The sequence below is a fragment of the Yoonia sp. TsM2_T14_4 genome (assembly GCF_049602355.1).
GTDB lineage: Bacteria > Pseudomonadota > Alphaproteobacteria > Rhodobacterales > Rhodobacteraceae > Yoonia > Yoonia vestfoldensis_A.
In genome coordinates, this window is sequence record NZ_CP187137.1 from 1 (window position 1) to 17,441 (window position 17,441).

Below are 17,441 nucleotides of genomic sequence, written 5' to 3' on the forward strand. Positions count from 1 at the left end.
ATGACGAACGATATCTGGGCAAAGGTGCTTCTGACACTCAAGGGGGCACTTGGGGTTAACAATTATTCCAACTGGATCGAACCACTGGAATTTGCCCAACTTGCTGATGGCGTTGCCGTCTTCCATGTCCCGACCAATTTCATCGGCAATTATGTATCCCAGAATTTCGGTGATCAGATCATCTATCAGTTGGGCCAGCAGGGCGAAGATGTGCAGCGCCTGCAATTCAAGGTACCCGTCAGCGCACAGGTCACGCTAAAGCCTGCGCCGAAACACACTGCCCGCATTGTAAATGTGGACGACATTTCCGGCTCTCCGCTGGATGCACGGTTTACGTTTGATACCTTTGTGGTCGGCAAGCCCAACGAACTGGCCCATGCGGCCGCACGCCGCGTCGCCGACGGTGGGCCTGTCACCTTTAACCCGCTGTTTTTATATGGTGGGGTGGGCTTGGGGAAAACTCATCTGATGCACGCCATCGCGCATGAATTGCAGCGCCGGTCGCCCGAATTGAACGTGCTGTATCTGTCCGCCGAACAATTCATGTACCGCTTCATCACCGCGTTGCGCGAACGCAAGATGATGGATTTCAAACAATTGTTCCGGTCGGTCGATGTGCTGATGGTCGATGACGTGCAATTCATTGCCGGCAAGGACAGCACGCAGGAAGAGTTTTTTCACACGTTTAACGCGCTGGTGGACGGCCAAAAGCAAATCATCATTTCCGCTGACCGTGCGCCGGGTGAAATCAAGGACCTCGAGGACCGGATCAGGTCGCGGCTGCAATGCGGGCTGGTCGTTGACCTGCACCCGACTGATTATGAACTGCGCCTTGGCATCCTGCAATCAAAGGTCGATGCGTTTTCGGCGCAATACCCCGGTCTGGCGGTCGCACCTGGTGTGCTTGAATTTCTTGCGCATCGCATTTCGACCAATGTTCGGGTGCTCGAAGGCGCGCTGACCCGGCTGTTCGCCTTTGCATCCCTGGTCGGCCGCGAGATTAATCTGGAACTGACACAGGATTGCCTGTCCGATGTGCTCAAAGCGTCGGATCGCAAGGTCACGGTTGAAGAAATCCAGCGCAAGGTTTCAGAACATTACAACATTCGCCTGTCCGATATGATCGGGCCGAAACGCGTGCGTAATTATGCCCGCCCGCGGCAAATGGCGATGTATCTGGCCAAGCAGATGACCAGCCGGTCCTTGCCCGAAATTGGGCGGCGGTTTGGGGGGCGCGACCATACGACAGTCATGCATGGCGTGCGCAAGATCGAAGAACTGAAATTGCTGGACAGCCAGATCGCGGATGATCTGGAACTGCTGCGCCGCGCATTGGAAGCATAGGCGCGCTTGACGCTGGCGTCGGCATCAGAAACAAAACACTTGAGGCCGCGCCGGAATGCAGTAGATTTCGCATCCCGGCCTCGTCCGGCAACAAGACAGGCGGAGATTGGGACATGAAATTCAGCATTGAACGCGCGGTATTGCTCAAGGCGGTCGCGCAGGCTCAATCCGTCGTTGAACGACGCAACACGATTCCGATCCTTGCCAATGTGCTGATCGAGGCGCAGGGCGACGAGGTGCATTTCCGCGCGACAGATCTTGATATCGAAATCGTCGACAAGGCCCCCGCCAAGGTGGACCGCGCCGGAGCGACCACAGTGTCGGCCGTGACCCTGAACGAAATCGTGCGCAAACTGCCCGATGGCGCGCTGGTCACCCTGACCGAGGAAAGCGCCACAGGCCGCCTGACAATCGAGGCGGGGCGCTCCAACTTCTCGCTCGCGACGCTGCCGAAAGAAGATTTTCCCGTGATGGCCTCGTCCGATTACGCGGCCAATTTCTCAGCCAAGGCACCCGTGCTGCGGCGGCTGTTCGACAAATCCAAATTTGCCATCTCGACCGAAGAGACGCGCTATTACCTCAACGGTGTCTACATGCATGTGGCCGATGGCGAAAATGGCAAGGTCCTGCGCTGTGTGGCGACCGACGGTCACCGCCTGGCGCGGATTGATGCGGAATTGCCGATGGGCGCCGAAAACATGGCTGGTGTGATCGTGCCGCGCAAAACCGTAGGCGAATTGCGCAAGCTTCTGGATGATGACGACATGAAGATTGCGGTGTCGGTGTCCGAAACCAAGATCCGTTTTGCCACCCCCGACATCACCCTTACCTCTAAGGTGATCGACGGCACATTCCCTGATTACACCCGCGTCATCCCGCAGGGCAACACGCGCAGGTTGGAAGTTGATGCCAGCGAATTCGCCCGCGCCGTGGACCGTGTGGCGACCGTATCGTCCGAACGGTCGCGCGCTGTGAAGCTGTCACTGGACGAAGACCGGCTGATCCTGTCGGTCAATTCGCCAGATTCAGGTGCCGCCGAAGAAGAACTTGCCGTCGCCTATTCCGACGAACGGCTGGAAATTGGGTTCAATGCCAAATATTTGCTGGAAATCGCCAGCCAGGTGGACCGCGAGAACGCCGTTTTCATGTTCAATTCCTCGGGCGATCCGACCCTGATGCGCGAAGGCAACGACATGTCGGCGATCTATGTCGTCATGCCGATGCGCGTGTGACGGAGCAAAACACGTCTGGCGGCATGACCCGGCGGTGCCCATGACTGGGCTTGCACTTTTGCAACTGACCCTGTCGCATCTGCGGTCGCATAAACGCGCGGTGCTGGACCTTGATCCGCGCCCTTTGGCGATCTTTGGGCCGAATGGCGCGGGAAAGACCAATATCCTCGAAGCTGTGTCGCTGTTGTCACCGGGGCGCGGGTTGCGCCGTGCGGGGGCCGACGATCTGGCGCGCAGGCCAGAGGCGCTGGGCTGGAAGATCACCGGCGTGCTGCAATCGCTTTATCAGGTCCATGAAATCGAAACCTGGGCCGAGGCCGGCCAGCCGCGCCAGCTGCGTATCGACGGCAAGACAGCGCCACAGGTGGCTTTGGGCCGGATCGCGCGGGTGCTGTGGCTGGTGCCCGCGATGGACCGGCTTTGGACCGAAGGGGCCGACGGGCGGCGGCGGTTTCTTGACCGCGCGACGCTGAGCTTTGAACCTGGCCATGCCGATGTCGTGCTGACCTATGAAAAGGCGATGCGCGAACGCAACCGCCTGCTGAAAGATATGGTGCGCGATCCGCATTGGTATGCGGCAATCGAAGGCCAGATGGCCGCGGCCGCAACTCAGATCACCGCAAACCGCACAAAGGCGATCGCGGCACTGATGGCAGCACAAGCGGCGGCGGTCAGCGCCTTTCCTACCGCGCAGTTGACGCTGACCTATTCCGACCCGCTGCCAACTGATTTACAATCAGCGCTTGCCGATCACCGCAGTCGTGACATGGCCGCCGGGCGCACGCTCTTAGGGCCGCATCGCGCGGATCTCGATGCAGTTTTTGCTGACAAGCATGTGCCTGCCCGGGATTGCTCTACCGGCGAACAAAAGGCCTTGCTGATCAGCCTGATCCTCGCCAATGCGCGCGCGCTGGCGCAGGACTTTGGCGCGCCGCCGATCCTTTTGCTGGACGAGGTCGCGGCCCATCTTGACGCCACCCGCCGTGCCGCGCTTTATGATGAAATCTGCGCGCTGGGCGCACAGGCGTTCATGACAGGCACGGGGCCGGAACTGTTCGCCGAACTGGGGTCCCGCGCGCAATATGCCGAAGTCACCGAAACGCACGGCCAATCGGCAGTGGAGCGCAAAGACGCAATATGACCGTTACCGCCTCGGGCCTTATGCTTTATGCTGGTGCCTTGCTGATCCTGTTCGTCACACCCGGTCCGGTCTGGGTCGCGCTGCTCGCGCGGTCCCTGTCGGGTGGGTTTGCGGCCGCATGGCCCTTGGCGGTGGGGGTTGCGCTGGGTGATATCTTTTGGCCGCTGGTTGCGATCCTTGGCGTGACATGGCTAGTCTCGGCCTTTGCCGAGGTGATGATGGTGATGAAATGGATCGCCGTTGCTGTTTTCATCGTCATGGGGATCGGGCTGATACGGTCGGGTGGGCATACGCTGCGCGCGGACAGCCGCCTGACGCGGCCTGGGCGCTGGGCGGGCTTTGTCGCTGGTGTCGCCGTGATCCTTGGCAATCCCAAGGCGGTACTGTTCTACATGGGGGTGCTTCCGGGGTTTTTCGATCTGACGCAGGTGACGCTGACCGATGTCGTCGCAATCTGCACGCTGAGTTTTGTGATCCCGCTGGTTGGCAATCTGCTGTTGGCTGGGTTCATCGGGCGGATGCGCAGCGCGCTGAAGTCACCTGAAACGCTGCGTCGGATCAATCTTGTCGCAGGCTGTTTGCTGGTTGCGGTCGGGGCCGTCATCGCCATCAGCTAAGCGCTTTGCTAACATACAAAATATGGTGTCATTCGCGTGACATTCCCCGTCAAACCGCATATATTTTGCGGGTAGATGAACAGGACTGACCACATGGCCGATGACAACAAGCAACCGGAAGAATACGGTGCGGATTCTATCAAAGTTCTCAAGGGCTTAGAGGCTGTTCGTAAGCGTCCCGGTATGTATATCGGTGATACTGATGACGGGTCCGGTCTGCACCATATGGTTTACGAGGTCGTGGATAACGGCATTGACGAGGCTTTGGCCGGTCACGCCGATCATGTCTATGTACGGATCAACGCCGACAGCTCTGTCACTGTGGGCGATAACGGGCGCGGTATTCCTGTCGGTATCCACGAAGGCGAAGGCGTGTCCGCCGCTGAGGTGATCATGACCCAGCTGCATGCGGGCGGCAAGTTCGACAGCAATTCCTATAAGGTCTCGGGCGGTCTGCACGGTGTTGGTGTGTCGGTTGTGAACGCGCTATCTGATTTTCTGGAACTGCGCATCTGGCGTGAAGGCAAGGAGCATTATGCCCGGTTCGAGGGCGGCTTTACCGTGGAATCCCTGCGTGTCGTTGGCGACGCTAATGGGCGCAAAGGCACGGAAGTAACTTTTCTTGCGGCGCTGACCACCTTTTCCAACCGCGATTTCGATTTCCATATTCTGGAAAAGAGGCTGCGCGAACTGGCGTTCCTGAACTCTGGCGTGCGGATCATCTTGGAAGATTTGCGTCCTACGGAACCTTTGCGCAACGAATTGTTCTATGAAGGCGGCGTGCGCGAATTCGTCAAATATCTGGACCGTTCGAAGACCCCGCTGATGGAAACGCCGATCTATGTCACCGGCGAACGCGACGACATCGGGGTCGAGGTCGCGATGTGGTGGAACGACAGCTATAACGAAATGGTGCTGCCCTTCACCAACAACATTCCCCAGCGCGATGGTGGCACGCATCTGGCCGGTTTCCGTGGCGCGCTGACCCGCGCGATTATCAAATATGCCACCGAAACCGGGATTACGAAAAAGGAAAAGATCGCCCTGACAGGCGACGATGCCCGCGAAGGGCTGACCTGTGTGTTGTCGGTCAAGGTGCCGGACCCAAAGTTTTCCAGCCAGACCAAGGACAAGCTGGTCAGTTCCGAAGTCAGGCCCGCTGTTGAAAACCTGATGGGCGAGAAACTGAACGAATGGTTCGAGGAAAACCCTGCGACCGCGAAATCCATCATCTCCAAGATCGTCGAGGCCGCAGCAGCGCGTGAAGCCGCGCGCAAGGCCCGCGAAATCCGCCGTAAATCCGCGATGGATGTGAATTTCAACGCCTCAAAGCTCAAGGATTGTTCCGAAAAGGACCCGTCCAAGACTGAAGTCTTTCTTGTCGAGGGTGACAGCGCCGGCGGGTCCGCCCAGACAGGCCGCGACCGTGGCACGCAGGCGATCCTGCCGCTGAAGGGCAAGATCCTGAACGTGGAACGCGCGCGGTTCGACCGGATGCTGGGCAGTCAGGAGATCGGCAATCTGGTCATGGCGCTTGGCACGGGTATCGGGCGCGACGAATTCAAGATCGATAAGCTGCGCTATCACAAGGTCATCATCATGACCGACGCCGACGTGGACGGTGCGCATATCCGAACGCTTTTGCTGACCTTTTTCTTCCGCCAGATGCCTGAATTGATCGAAGGCGGGCATCTGTATATCGCGCAGCCTCCGCTGTACAAAGTCACGCGTGGCCGGTCAGAGGTTTATCTCAAAGATCAGGCCGCGATGGATGAATATCTGATCGAACAGGGCATTGATGGCGCCATGTTGCGCCAAGGCAATGGCGAGGAAATTGCCGGTGCCGACCTGCGCCGCATCGTCGATGAAGCACGCCAATTGAAGCGCGTGCTGGAAGCGTTTCCAACCCATTATCCTCGCCATATCCTTGAACAGGCAGCCATTGCTGGTGCCTTCGTGCCGGGCGTCGTGGAAAACGACCTGCAAGGCACTGCCGACCGCGTGGCGCAGCGCCTTGATCTGATCGCGCTGGAATGGGAACGTGGCTGGCAAGGCCGGATCACGCAAGACAAAGGCATGCGTCTGGCCCGCATCCTGCGCGGCGTAGAAGAGGTGCGCACGCTGGACGGCACCATGCTGCGGTCGGGCGAGGCGCGGCGCACAGGCACCTTCACGCAAAGCCTGCAAGACGTTTACAACCTGCCCGCGACATTGGTGCGCAAGGATCGCAGCCAGTTGATCCATGGCCCGCTGGACCTGCTGCGCGCCATTCTGGAAGAAGGCGAAAAGGGTCTGTCCCTGCAGCGCTACAAAGGCTTGGGCGAAATGAACCCCGACCAGCTGTGGGAAACCACGCTGGACCCAGATGCGCGCACCCTGTTGCAGGTCAAGGTCGAAGACGTGGCCGAAGCCGACGATCTGTTTACCAAGCTGATGGGCGATGTTGTTGAGCCGCGCCGCGAGTTCATCCAGACGAACGCGCTGAACGTCGAGAATCTCGATTTTTAGAATGGTCCGCTGAAGCGCACCCTACGGTTCTTCAAATCGGGGTGGTCGTAGGGTGGGCTTTTTTAGCCCACCATCCTACCTACCGCCTTGATCGCAAAGGCATAGGATCGTGCCGCATCCTCCAGTGCGGCGAACCGCCCTGTCTTGCCAAAATGCCCCGATGTCATGTTTGTTTTCAGCAGCAGGATATTGTCATCCGTCTTGGTGGTCCGCAGCTTGGCCACCCATTTGGCTGGTTCCCAATAGGTCACGCGCGGGTCGGACACGCCCGCCGTCACCAGCATCGCGGGGTAATCCTGTGCGGTGACATTGTCATAGGGCGAATAGGCGCGGATGTCGTCGAATGCGGCGCGGCTTTCGATCGGGTTGCCCCATTGCGACCATTCGCCGGGCGTCAGAGGTAGCGTGTCGTCAAGGATCGTGGTCAGCACATCGACAAAAGGTACATCGGCGATGATCCCTGCCCAAAGGTCAGGTGCCATGTTCACGACTGCGCCCACCAGCAACCCGCCTGCCGATCCGCCTTGTGCGACGATCCGGCCCCTGCCGGTGTAACCTTCGTCAATCAGCGACTGGGCGGCACCGATGAAATCGTGGAACGTGTTGACCTTGCGCCCGAATTTCGCGTCCTCGTACCAGGCGCGGCCTTTTTCCTCACCGCCGCGCACATGGGCGATGGCATAGATGAAACCGCGATCCACCAGCGACAGCCGGTTGGCGGAAAACCCTGCGGGCATTGAGGCGCCGTAGGACCCGTAGCCATAAAGCAGGCAAGGTGCGGTGCCGTCCAGTTTGGTCGTCGCATGGTGCAGGATCGTGACCGGCACGAGCGCGCCGTCATGCGATGGCGCCATGATCCGGCGGGTGACATAATCGGCAGGGTCGTGACCGCTGGGCAGTTCGACCTGTTTCATCAACACGCGGTCGCCGCTGGACAGATCAAAGTCAAAGAATTGCGACGGCGTCGTGGGCGACGAATAGGTAAAGCGGAACATGTCGGTGTCGTATTCTGCACTCGGGTCGGCCCCCAAAGCATAGGCTTCTTCGTCAAAAGCGATGCTTTGCACAGGGCCTGACCGTCCCTGGTAACATATGCGCGGCAGCGCGTTTTCGCGTTCCACCCAGATCAGCCAGTCGCGATAGGCGGCCAGCCCGATCACCATGCGCCCCGCGCGATAGGGCACCCGATCAACCCAATGCGCGCGCTGCGGCGTGGCTGTGGGGGCGGTGACGATCTTGAAATCCACCGCGCCACCGGCGTTGGTCAGGATGACAAACTGGTCGCCCTGATGGTCAATTTCGTATTCCAGCCCTTCAGTGCGCGCCGCGATCAGCGCAGGCTGCGCATCGGGTGTGGCGGTGGGGATCACCCAAACCTCGTTTTCGTCGTTCATGCCAGTGGCGATCTGGACATAGGCCCCCGACCGCAACCGGCTGACGCCGACGAAGTACCGGGGGTCTTTTTCCTCGTAAACCAGCACGTCATCCGCCGGATCGCTGCCGATGGTGTGGCGAAACACCTTGTTCGGGCGGTGCTGGGCGTCGACGCGGACATAGAACAATGTGCTTTCATTCGCCCAAGCCACCGACCCCACATCCGCGATCAGTGTGGCACTGTCCTGTCCGGTCGTGGTATCGCGCAGCCGCAGGGTGAAAAACTCTGACCCCGTGGTATCGGCCTTCCATGCCAGCACCCCGTGATCGGGTGACACGGCGACAGCGCCCAGGTCAAAATATTCATGCGCCGCAGCTTCGGCGTTGACGTTAAGCAGCACGACCTCGTCCCCGCCATTGCGTGGGGTGCGGATATAGACAGGGTGTTCGGCCCCTTCGCTGTAGCGCATCACATAGGCATAGGCCCCGTTCTTGCGCGGGACGGATGTGTCGTCTTCCTTGATCCGCCCCCGCATTTCCGCGATCAGCGCGGTCTGCAGGTCTGCCGTATCGGCCATGGCCGCGTCGTAATAGCCATTCTCGGCCGTCAGATAATCCGCGATGTCGCTGGGCAGTTTGGCGGGGTCGCGCATCGCCTCTTGCCAGTTGTCCGCGCGCAGCCATGCAAAATCATCGCGTAGCGTGACGCCATGCGCCGTGGCCGTGGTAGGGCGTTTGCCGGCCAAAGGGGCGTTGGGCAAATGTTTGAACATCAAGGCTTCCAATCAAAGGGCACGTTTGCGGATCATTGCAAAAACAAGAGGTGCGGCCGCAATCACCAGCGTGATGCGGATGACGTGGATCACTGATACATAGGTCGCATCCTGCCCCATCGCGAGGGTGAGCAGCGACATTTCCGTCAGCCCGCCCGGCGCATAGGCCAGAAACGCTTGTGCCAGCGGCATTCCGCCCGCCAGCACGATCACTTCGGCGAAACCGAGGGCGATGGCTAGCATGATCCCCGATGCGAGCGCCGCCAGCCCCAGTTCACGCCGCAGATCGGCCAGTTTTGCCCCGACAAAGCGGGTGCCGATCACGGTGCCGATGGTCAGTTGGGCTGCGATCACAAACAGGCTGGGCGGCGGCACGGTGACAAGGCCAGTATAATGGGTGATCGCGCTTAGGATCATAGGGCCAAAGACGGGGGCGGCAGGAAGGCGCGCGATTTTGCCCAGCCATGCCCCGGCGATGGCGCATAGGCCAAGCACGGCGTAATCGCGCAAGCTCAGCGCATCAAGCGCTGTCCAGTTGGCGCCATCTGTGCCACCCGCCGACACCCCAAGCACCAGCCCGAAAAACAGTGCGACGAAGATAATCACGATCATCACCCGCGCGGCATGGGCTAGGGCGATCTGGCGTTCGCTGCCACCAGCCTCTGCCCCTAACAGGATCATCTCGTTCAGACCGCCGGGCATGGCGGCGTAATAGGCGGTGACGGGATCATAGCCCCCGACGCGGCGGTAGATCAGGAACGACACCCCCGCCGCGACCAGCAGGAAAGGCGGCAGCAGGGCCAGCGTCAGCACCCATGTCGAGACCAGCCCGAACAGCTCTGCCGTGACACCCGACCCCAGCAGCACACCGATCACCGGCACGACGATATTGCGCAGCCCGGCTGGCCCCTTGACCGGTGCGCGCAGCATGGCGGCGGCGACATTGGCGATCATCGGCCCCAGCATCCAAGGCAGTGGGAGGCCCACAAAATACGCCACCACGCCACCCGTCAACCCGAGCAGCAGCGCCAGTGCTGTCTTGCGATCAAAGCCCGCCAATATGCCGGACCCCACGGCCCTTTGCCAAGGCGATCTGCTTTTGCCGTTCGCGGAAACGGGCCTTGTCCTGGGTGGTCGTCTCGTCCACGCAATGATGGCAGCTGACACCTTGTTCAAATGCTGGATGATGACGGTCCTCGGGCAGCAGCGGGCGGCGGCAACCGTGGCACAGGATATGCGGCCCCTCGGCCAGCCCGTGCCCGACGCTGACGCGCCCGTCAAAGACGAAACATTCACCGTCCCATTTGCTGGCGTCTTGCGGGACTTCCTCCAGATACTTCAGGATGCCGCCTTTGAGGTGATAGACGTCTTCCACCCCCTGACCCATCAGGTAATTGGTGGATTTTTCGCAGCGGATGCCGCCGGTGCAGAACATCGCGATACGCTTGTTGTGGAACCGGTGCTTGTTGGCTTCCCACCATGCGGGGAATTCGCCGAAAGACTTGGTTTGTGGGTCTATCGCGCCGTCGAAGGTGCCGATAGCAACCTCGTAATCGTTGCGGGTGTCGATGACAGCGACATCGGGGGCGCTGATAAGGTCGTTCCAGTCAGCAGGTTCAACGTAATGGCCCACCCGCGACACCGGGTCGATATCGGGCTGGCCCATGGTCACGATTTCACGTTTCAGCCGGACTTTCATGCGATGAAACGGGGCGTCAACGGCGGTGCTTTCTTTCCAGTCCAGATCGGCACAACCGGGCAAGGCACGGATATGCGCCAGCACGGCATCAACACCGGCGCGGTCGCCAGCAATCGTGCCGTTGATGCCTTCGCCTGCCAGCAACAGCGTGCCGCTGATCGCGCGCGCGCGGCACAGGTCCAAAAGCGGCCCGCGCAGCGTGGCAGGGTCGGCAAAGCGGGTGAAATGGTAAAGGGCAGCGACGATATACATGGGCATTGAGTTACGCCTGCCCGCCATCAGGTTCAAGAGGGGCCGGATGCCAGCGCCAGCCCATCCACGACAGCGGTGAACGCCTCGCCGCGTTCAAGCGCTGCCTGCGGGAAAAGCTGGCTCACCGATGCCTCGACTGCCTGCAACAGGCTGGACCCGCCGACAAAGACGATCTTTGCGATCCGGTCTGGCGTGATACCCGCCTGCGCCAGTGTGTCCACCGCACAGGCCCTGATCGCGGCAGTATGATCGGAAAGGGCTGCATCCATTTCCGCCTTGAGGGTCTGCGCCCAAAGATCGGAGGCGACAAAGCGCAAATCGATGCCGGTCTGGTCGGTGTCGGGGGCGTTCAGCCTGATCTTGGCAGCCTCGACGGCAAAGGCGATGTCATGACCCAGTTCCATGTCCAGCACAGTCTGCAACCGCGCGAACAGGGCAGGATCGACCCCTTGTTTGGCAAAACCTGCCGCCATGCGGCGGTTTTCAGGCGTATAGACGAAAGGGATTTTCTGCCATGTCGCCAGATCGTTGTAGATCGCATTGGGCGCCAGATGCCGCCCATTGCCGATGGCATTACCGATCTCGGCACCGCGCCCCAGCAGTGGCATCACCTGCGCGAGTGACAGCGCACGGTCGAAATCGGTGCCGCCGACGCGCACACCGTGGCTGGCGACAATCCGCGTGGCGCTGCCGTCGCGTTCGAAAATCGTGAAATCTGACGTGCCGCCGCCGATATCGATGACCAGCCCCAAGGCGCCTTTGTCCAGCGGGCCAGCAGCCAGCGCCGCTGCTTCGGGTTCGTTCATAAAGGTGACATCGCGGAAACCGGCCAGCAGATAAGCCTCGTGCAGGTCCAGTTCGGCCTGCGCATCGCGGGCGGGGTCGGCGGAATGAAACCGGACAGGACGCCCCGACAGGGCATGGTTATAGGTCTGGCCCGTCTCGGCCTCGGCCTTTGCGCGGATCATCGCCAGAAACCGCGCCACGACTTCTAGCAGGGTCAGGCGTTCATGCGCGATCATGCGCCGTTCACGCAGCAAGGGCGTGCCCAAGACCGATTTCAGCGCGCGCATGAAGCGGCCTTCGCGACCTTCGATCAAGGCGGCATTGGCCGCGGACCCATAGAGCGTGACCTTCCGATCGGGGTCAAAGAACACCGATGTCGGCAAGGTGGACTGCGCCGGTTCGACGGCGATCAGATGCGGCCTGCCTGCCACCATGACACCCGCCGCCGTATTGGACGTGCCGAAATCGATCCCGAGCGTTGCCATCATGCCCCCTGCAAAGATGCCGCCGATAGGAAAATTGCAGGCAAGGCGCAAGCCCTCGGGTTTCGCTTGCGACAAATCAATGGCAGATTGTGGGTGAAGCAAGACAGGAAAGCCGCCATGACACATGCGCTGATCGTGATCGACGTGCAAAAAGACTTTTGCCCCGGCGGGGCGCTGGCCGTGGCGCAAGGCGACCAGATCGTGCCGGGGATCAATGTGGCGATGAGTGATTTCGATATCGTCGTGCTGACGCAAGATTGGCATCCGGCGGGGCATTCTTCTTTTGCATCGACCCATGGTGCCGCGCCGATGAGCATGATGGACATGCCCTATGGTCCTCAGGTGCTATGGCCGGATCACTGCATCCAGGGATCGCTTGGCGCGCAGTTTCACCCCGATCTGACGGTGGACCGTGCCGATCTAATCCTGCGCAAAGGGCATAATACGGCCATCGACAGCTACTCGGCGTTTTTCGAAAACGACCGGACAACGCCGACGGGTCTGGAAGGCTATTTGCGCACGCGCGGCATCGACCGGATCACGCTGGTCGGGCTGGCGACAGATTTCTGTGTGGCCTATTCCGCGCTGGATGCGGCAAAGCTAGGGTTCGACGTCATGGTCCGGCTGGATTTGTGCCGAGCGATTGATTTCGACGGATCACTGGCGCGGGCGAAGGCGGACATGCAGGCGGCGGGCGTCGTTCTGGTATGACGGTTTCGATCATCATTCCGACCTATAACCGGCCCGCCTTGCTGCAACGGGCTGTGGTCTCCGCCTTGGCGGCCTGCCCGCAGGATGGCGAAGTGATTGTCGTCGACGACAGGTCTGACACCGCCCAGACAGCCTTGTGCGATGTCACCGACCCACGGCTGCGGATCACGACGAACACAGGCGACAAAGGCGCCGCAGGTGCCCGCAACCACGGGATTGCGCAGGCCAACGGCGAGATCGTGATGTTTCTGGATGATGATGATGTGATGGTCGCGGATTATCCGGGGCGGGTGCTGGCTGCGGCAGCGGGGAGTGAGGCGGATTGGGGGTTTGCGCGACTAGCTGAGATCAACGGGATTGATCAACCGCTCAGCCTTGCCCGGTATGATGAGACTCCACGAATTTCTAGTGGCTTGGTGGGTGACGACGTGCCTATTCTTGACCGCCTACCAGCATTTAGTCAGGGCTTTTGGATAAGGCGGCAAGTGTTCACCGAGCTTGGTCCAATCTATGTCGATCAGAAGCTAGACGAAGATACGGATTATTGTTTTAGGCTTTACGGCCATCGACAAAAAGCATGGTTCGAGACTGAACCAGGCTGCATCTATAGTCGCAGCTATGCTGTCTCGGGGAGCGATGCGCCCCAGCTGACACGCGGAAGTGACAAATTAATTGAATCCCAGTGTCATTTGCGCACCTTCCAGCGTGACCAGAACTATTTCAAAACTCACTCGGCGGAACAATGGGCCCTGATCCGGAGATGCCTTCGTTTTGCGGCGTACAATGGCGTTAAGGAAACGCCAAAGATTCTTTTAAGGGACCTGCAGCCTTTTCGTTTGCGCCTGCGCGCCTGGCTTTTTTGGCAGATTAAATGCGCCGGCAAAAAGCGATACCAGCGCAGAATTGCGCATAACACTCTTCAAGCCTAACCCTTGCCCTCAGGCCGGTCACTTGCTCTAACACCCCAAACCGTCAGGGGAACAACATGGTCGATATCGCCACCCGCGTCTGGAACCACAAGTGGAAGATCGACCCGATCGTCCGCTCGCTCATTGATACTGATTTCTATAAACTGCTGATGTGCCAGTCGGTGTTCCGCAACCATCCCGACACGCAGGTCACGTTTAGCCTGATCAACCGGACCAAAACCATCCGGCTGGCTGATCTGGTGGATGAAGGCGAATTGCGCGAACAGCTGGACCATATCCGCAGCCTACGGCTGACGCGGGGCGAAAGCACGTGGCTGCGCGGCAACACGTTTTATGGCAAACGGCAGATGTTCACCCCCGCCTTCATGACATGGTTCGAAAACCTGCAACTGCCGCCTTACCATCTGGAAAAGATCGACGGGCAGTATGAACTGACCTTCGAAGGGTCCTGGCCCGAGGTCATGCTGTGGGAAATCCCCGCGCTGGCCGTGATCATGGAATTGCGCAGCCGTGCGGTGCTCAAAACGCTGGGGCGGTTCGAATTGCAGGTGCTCTACGCCCGCGCCATGACAAAGCTGTGGGAAAAGGTCGAGGACCTGCGCCATATCCCCGACCTGCGGCTGGCCGATTTCGGCACGCGGCGGCGGCATTCCTATCTGTGGCAGGACTGGTGCGTGCAGGCGATGATGGAAGGCCTGGGCGCCAATTTCACCGGCACCTCCAACTGCCGCATCGCCATGCAGCGCGAGATCGAGGCGATCGGCACCAATGCCCACGAACTGCCCATGGTCTATGCCGCACTGGCCGACAGCGACGAAGCCCTGCGCCACGCGCCCTATGCGGTGCTGGCCGACTGGCAGGAGGAACATGACGGCAACCTGCGGATCATCCTGCCCGACACCTTTGGGTCCAAGGGGTTTCTGGACCGCGCCCCCGATTGGCTGGCAGGTTGGACGGGCATCCGCGTGGACAGCGGCGATCCGGCGGCGGGGGCCGAGACGGCGATCGCCTGGTGGCAGTCACGCGGCGAGGACCCGCGCCAGAAACTGGTGATCTTTTCTGACGGGCTGGACGTGGCCAAGATCATCGAACTGCACCAGCAATTCGCGGGGCGGGTGCGGGTCAGCTTTGGCTGGGGGACGATGCTGACCAATGATTTCAAGGGGTTGGTGGCAGACGACGCACTGGCGCCGTTCAGCCTTGTCTGCAAGGCGGTGAGCGCCAACGGCCGCCCCACGGTCAAGCTGAGCGACAACCCCAATAAGGCGATGGGGCCTCTTGACGAAATCGCACGTTATAAGCGAGTGTTTGGCGTGGGGGAGCAGGAAAGGGTGGAGGTTGTGGTTTAGGGGGCTATCGGTTTCGAGCCAAGTAGTCGCCTAGGGTCAGGACTCATAACCAGAATATGACGGTTGCGGCGAGAGCGATTGCCGATAGGAAGACCTTGGGGCAACGATCATAGCGGTTTGAGACGCGTCTCCAGTCTTTGAGCCTGCCAAACATGCGCTCGATGCGGTTCCGGCGTTTGTAGCGACGCTTGTCGTATCTGACGACCTTGTTGCGTGACTTTCGACCTGGGATGCAGGGACGAGTCCCTCTGTCTGCTAAGGCTTCCCGGAACCAATCTGCATCATAACCCCGATCCGCCAATAGCCATTCAGCATCCGGTAGACTGCTGAGCAAAGCCATGGCACCGGTATAATCGCTGACCTGACCAGCCGTGATGAAGAAACGGATTGGGCGGCCGCTGGTGTCAGTGACAGCATGCAATTTTGTGTTCATGCCGCCCTTTGTCTCACCGATTAGGCGTCCACGCCCCCCTTTTTAAGCCGCAGGCTTGAGGCCGTGCGGTGTGCTTTGAGGTAAGTCGCGTCGATCGAGATGGTCTTATTGTCGGGTGCCTCCGCTGCCAAGCCTGTCATTATCCGAGCGAATACACCTGCATCGCTCCAACGTTTCCAGCGATTATAAAGCGTCTTGGGTGGCCCATACGCAACGGGCGCATCACACCAGCGTAACCCATTGCGATTGATGAAGATAATGCCGCTCAAAACATGCCTGTCATCGACGCGCGGCTTACCTCGGCTCTTTGGGAAATACGACCGTAGCCGCACCATCTGATCTTCTGTCAGCCAGTAAAGATTGCTCATCGTACCCCCAAATCATTGGTGGTCGTGAATCATGACGACAAACCAGCATCAAGGCATTTAATGGGTCCTGACCCTAAGGAGCTTGATTCCTTTCCAGAGCTTTCTCGAAAGGCGCCGCGCCTAATAGTTTATAATGGAAAAGACAAGCTGGACACGCGGCATGATATTGTCGGAAAGAGAGGGTATACTGCCGGATTTCAGGGGCTTGTAAGATTGTGCATGCAGCACATGCCTCAGAATGAGGTTGTTGAAAATGCACTTCGACGGACTGTGCCTCTTTTCCCAGAAAGAGCGATGAGGGAAGTGATAGCTAATGCACTAATCCACCAAGACTTTGAAGAGTCTGGCACTGGCCCCATCATCGAAATTTATGCAAACCGGATTGAAGTGTCGAACCCAGATGTCCCTGTGGTTCCTGTGGAGCGTTTCATTGATGGGCATAAATCTCGAAATGAGCGTCTTGCATGGATAATGCGTCAGCTTAAAATTTGTGAAGAAAGAAGTAGTGGCGTTGATCGTGTTGTTAGCGCCGCAGAGATGTATCAACTTCCTGCGCCTGAGTTCATCTCGGCGCATAACTCCACTTTAGTCGTTGTTCATGGGCATCGTATGTTCAAAGATATGACCCAAGATGACAAGGTGCGAGCTTGCTACCAGCATTGTGTCTTGAGGTATGTAGTTCGCGAGCAGATGACGAACGACTCTCTTCGTAATCGGTTTGGTCTAGCCGATAGTAGCAATGCGGCAGTATCGAAAATTATCCGCTATACTTTGGACGCAAACTTGATCTCTGTTGATCCCACGGCAGGCTCGTCAAGAAAGTATGCTCGTTACGTACCCTCGTGGAGCGTGTCTAACTAAATCCAGATGTGATTCTTCTTCTTAGAATCACATGTCAAGACATGACATGTGATGAAAAAACCAATGTTATCAACGCGTGTTTATAATCCTTCAATTTCCAGAAGGTCGTGTTGGCCCTTTGCTAATCTATATGTTGTGCCTCACTCATCCACCTTCCCCCGCATCGCCTTCACTTCCCCGCGCACCTTCTTCTCTTTCAGCCGTCGCTTGACCGACCCGTAGGTCGGTTTCGTGGCGACGCGGCGTTTGGGGACCACCGTGGCGGATAGGACCAGCTCGGCCAGCCTCTCGCGGGCGATGTCGCGGTTGCGGGCCTGGCTGCGGGTGTCCTGCACAAAGATCACGATGGCCCCGTCATTCGTCCAGCGCCGCCCCGCCAGCCGCCGCAGCCGCCGTTTCACCGGATCGGGCAGGTTGGGGGACCGCTCCGCCTCGAACCGCAATTCGACCGCAGTGGATACCTTGTTCACATTCTGCCCGCCGGGGCCCGACGCGCGGGCAAAGCTTTCTGTCAGCTCCCAATCGGCAATCTCGATCTGGTCGGTGATGCGCATCTCGCCTCGCTTTGTTCGAAATACT

15 protein-coding genes are annotated in these 17,441 nt (G+C 59.3%); 9 read left to right on the top strand and 6 right to left on the bottom strand.

Going from position 1 to position 17,441, the window contains the following annotated elements:
* The 5 genes from dnaA (at position 1) to gyrB (ending at position 6,842) form a co-directional block, all read left to right on the top strand.
* A complete protein-coding gene (gene dnaA, locus ACPF9B_RS00005) occupies positions 1–1,344 on the top strand; it encodes a chromosomal replication initiator protein DnaA (protein ID WP_424178345.1) in 1,344 nt (447 codons plus the stop codon).
* Between the two features lie 113 nt (positions 1,345–1,457).
* Positions 1,458–2,576: a DNA polymerase III subunit beta gene (dnaN, locus tag ACPF9B_RS00010; protein WP_007206058.1), complete on the top strand. Its 1,119-nt coding sequence runs from the start codon at positions 1,458–1,460 to the stop codon at positions 2,574–2,576.
* Positions 2,577–2,616: 40 nt separating this feature from the next.
* On the top strand, positions 2,617–3,717 hold the full coding sequence (recF, locus tag ACPF9B_RS00015) for a DNA replication/repair protein RecF (protein WP_424178348.1): 1,101 nt from the start codon (positions 2,617–2,619) through the stop codon (positions 3,715–3,717).
* Entirely contained in the window at positions 3,714–4,334 is a 621-nt protein-coding gene (locus ACPF9B_RS00020) for a LysE family translocator (protein ID WP_424178350.1), read from the top strand. Before recF ends, ACPF9B_RS00020 begins: the two co-directional genes overlap by 4 nt.
* A 93-nt stretch (positions 4,335–4,427) precedes the next feature.
* Entirely contained in the window at positions 4,428–6,842 is a 2,415-nt protein-coding gene (gyrB, locus tag ACPF9B_RS00025; RefSeq protein WP_424178352.1) for a DNA topoisomerase (ATP-hydrolyzing) subunit B, read from the top strand.
* 62 nt (positions 6,843–6,904) lie between these two features.
* Here the strand turns inward: gyrB and ACPF9B_RS00030 are convergent, their stop codons facing one another.
* The 4 genes from ACPF9B_RS00030 to ACPF9B_RS00045 are packed head-to-tail and all read right to left on the bottom strand — an operon-like array spanning position 6,905 to position 12,211.
* The gene (locus ACPF9B_RS00030) at positions 6,905–8,989 is read right to left on the bottom strand and encodes a S9 family peptidase (RefSeq protein ID WP_424178354.1); all 2,085 of its coding nucleotides are present in this window, start codon (positions 8,987–8,989) and stop codon (positions 6,905–6,907) included.
* A 12-nt stretch (positions 8,990–9,001) separates the two neighbouring features.
* Positions 9,002–10,063 carry an AbrB family transcriptional regulator gene (locus tag ACPF9B_RS00035; protein WP_424178356.1) on the bottom strand — a complete coding sequence of 354 codons (1,062 nt, stop codon included), beginning with the start codon at positions 10,061–10,063 and terminating at the stop codon, positions 9,002–9,004.
* A complete protein-coding gene (locus ACPF9B_RS00040; RefSeq protein WP_007206052.1) occupies positions 10,035–10,940 on the bottom strand; it encodes a rhodanese-related sulfurtransferase in 906 nt (301 codons plus the stop codon). Before ACPF9B_RS00040 ends, ACPF9B_RS00035 begins: the two co-directional genes overlap by 29 nt.
* A 32-nt stretch (positions 10,941–10,972) precedes the next feature.
* The gene (locus tag ACPF9B_RS00045) at positions 10,973–12,211 is read right to left on the bottom strand and encodes an Hsp70 family protein (protein WP_040483261.1); all 1,239 of its coding nucleotides are present in this window, start codon (positions 12,209–12,211) and stop codon (positions 10,973–10,975) included.
* A gap of 117 nt (positions 12,212–12,328) precedes the next feature.
* On the opposite strand from ACPF9B_RS00045, the gene pncA reads away from it, so the two are divergent.
* The 3 genes from pncA to pncB are packed head-to-tail and all read left to right on the top strand — an operon-like array spanning position 12,329 to position 15,200.
* On the top strand, positions 12,329–12,922 hold the full coding sequence (gene pncA / locus ACPF9B_RS00050) for a bifunctional nicotinamidase/pyrazinamidase (protein WP_424178358.1): 594 nt from the start codon (positions 12,329–12,331) through the stop codon (positions 12,920–12,922).
* On the top strand, positions 12,919–13,851 hold the full coding sequence (locus ACPF9B_RS00055; RefSeq protein WP_424178360.1) for a glycosyltransferase family 2 protein: 933 nt from the start codon (positions 12,919–12,921) through the stop codon (positions 13,849–13,851). The genes pncA and ACPF9B_RS00055 overlap by 4 nt, the downstream gene beginning before the upstream one ends.
* Before the next feature lie 56 nt (positions 13,852–13,907).
* Positions 13,908–15,200 (top strand): nicotinate phosphoribosyltransferase, encoded by a 1,293-nt coding sequence (gene pncB, locus ACPF9B_RS00060; RefSeq protein ID WP_424178362.1) that lies wholly within the window; start codon positions 13,908–13,910, stop codon positions 15,198–15,200.
* Positions 15,201–15,243: 43 nt separating this feature from the next.
* Here the strand turns inward: pncB and ACPF9B_RS00065 are convergent.
* Positions 15,244–16,001 (bottom strand): IS5 family transposase gene (locus ACPF9B_RS00065; RefSeq protein ID WP_424178364.1). Its coding sequence is split into 2 segments (ribosomal slippage): positions 15,244–15,677 and positions 15,677–16,001, totalling 759 coding nucleotides; the frame shifts between segments, so codons are not numbered across the junction.
* A 24-nt stretch (positions 16,002–16,025) separates the two neighbouring features.
* Here ACPF9B_RS00065 and ACPF9B_RS00070 point away from each other — a divergent pair.
* Positions 16,026–16,862: an ATP-binding protein gene (locus ACPF9B_RS00070; RefSeq protein ID WP_424178366.1), complete on the top strand. Its 837-nt coding sequence runs from the start codon at positions 16,026–16,028 to the stop codon at positions 16,860–16,862.
* A 140-nt stretch (positions 16,863–17,002) separates the two neighbouring features.
* Here the strand turns inward: ACPF9B_RS00070 and arfB are convergent, their stop codons facing one another.
* Entirely contained in the window at positions 17,003–17,416 is a 414-nt protein-coding gene (gene arfB / locus ACPF9B_RS00075) for an alternative ribosome rescue aminoacyl-tRNA hydrolase ArfB (protein WP_007206046.1), read from the bottom strand.
* Positions 17,417–17,441: the final 25 nt, after the last annotated feature.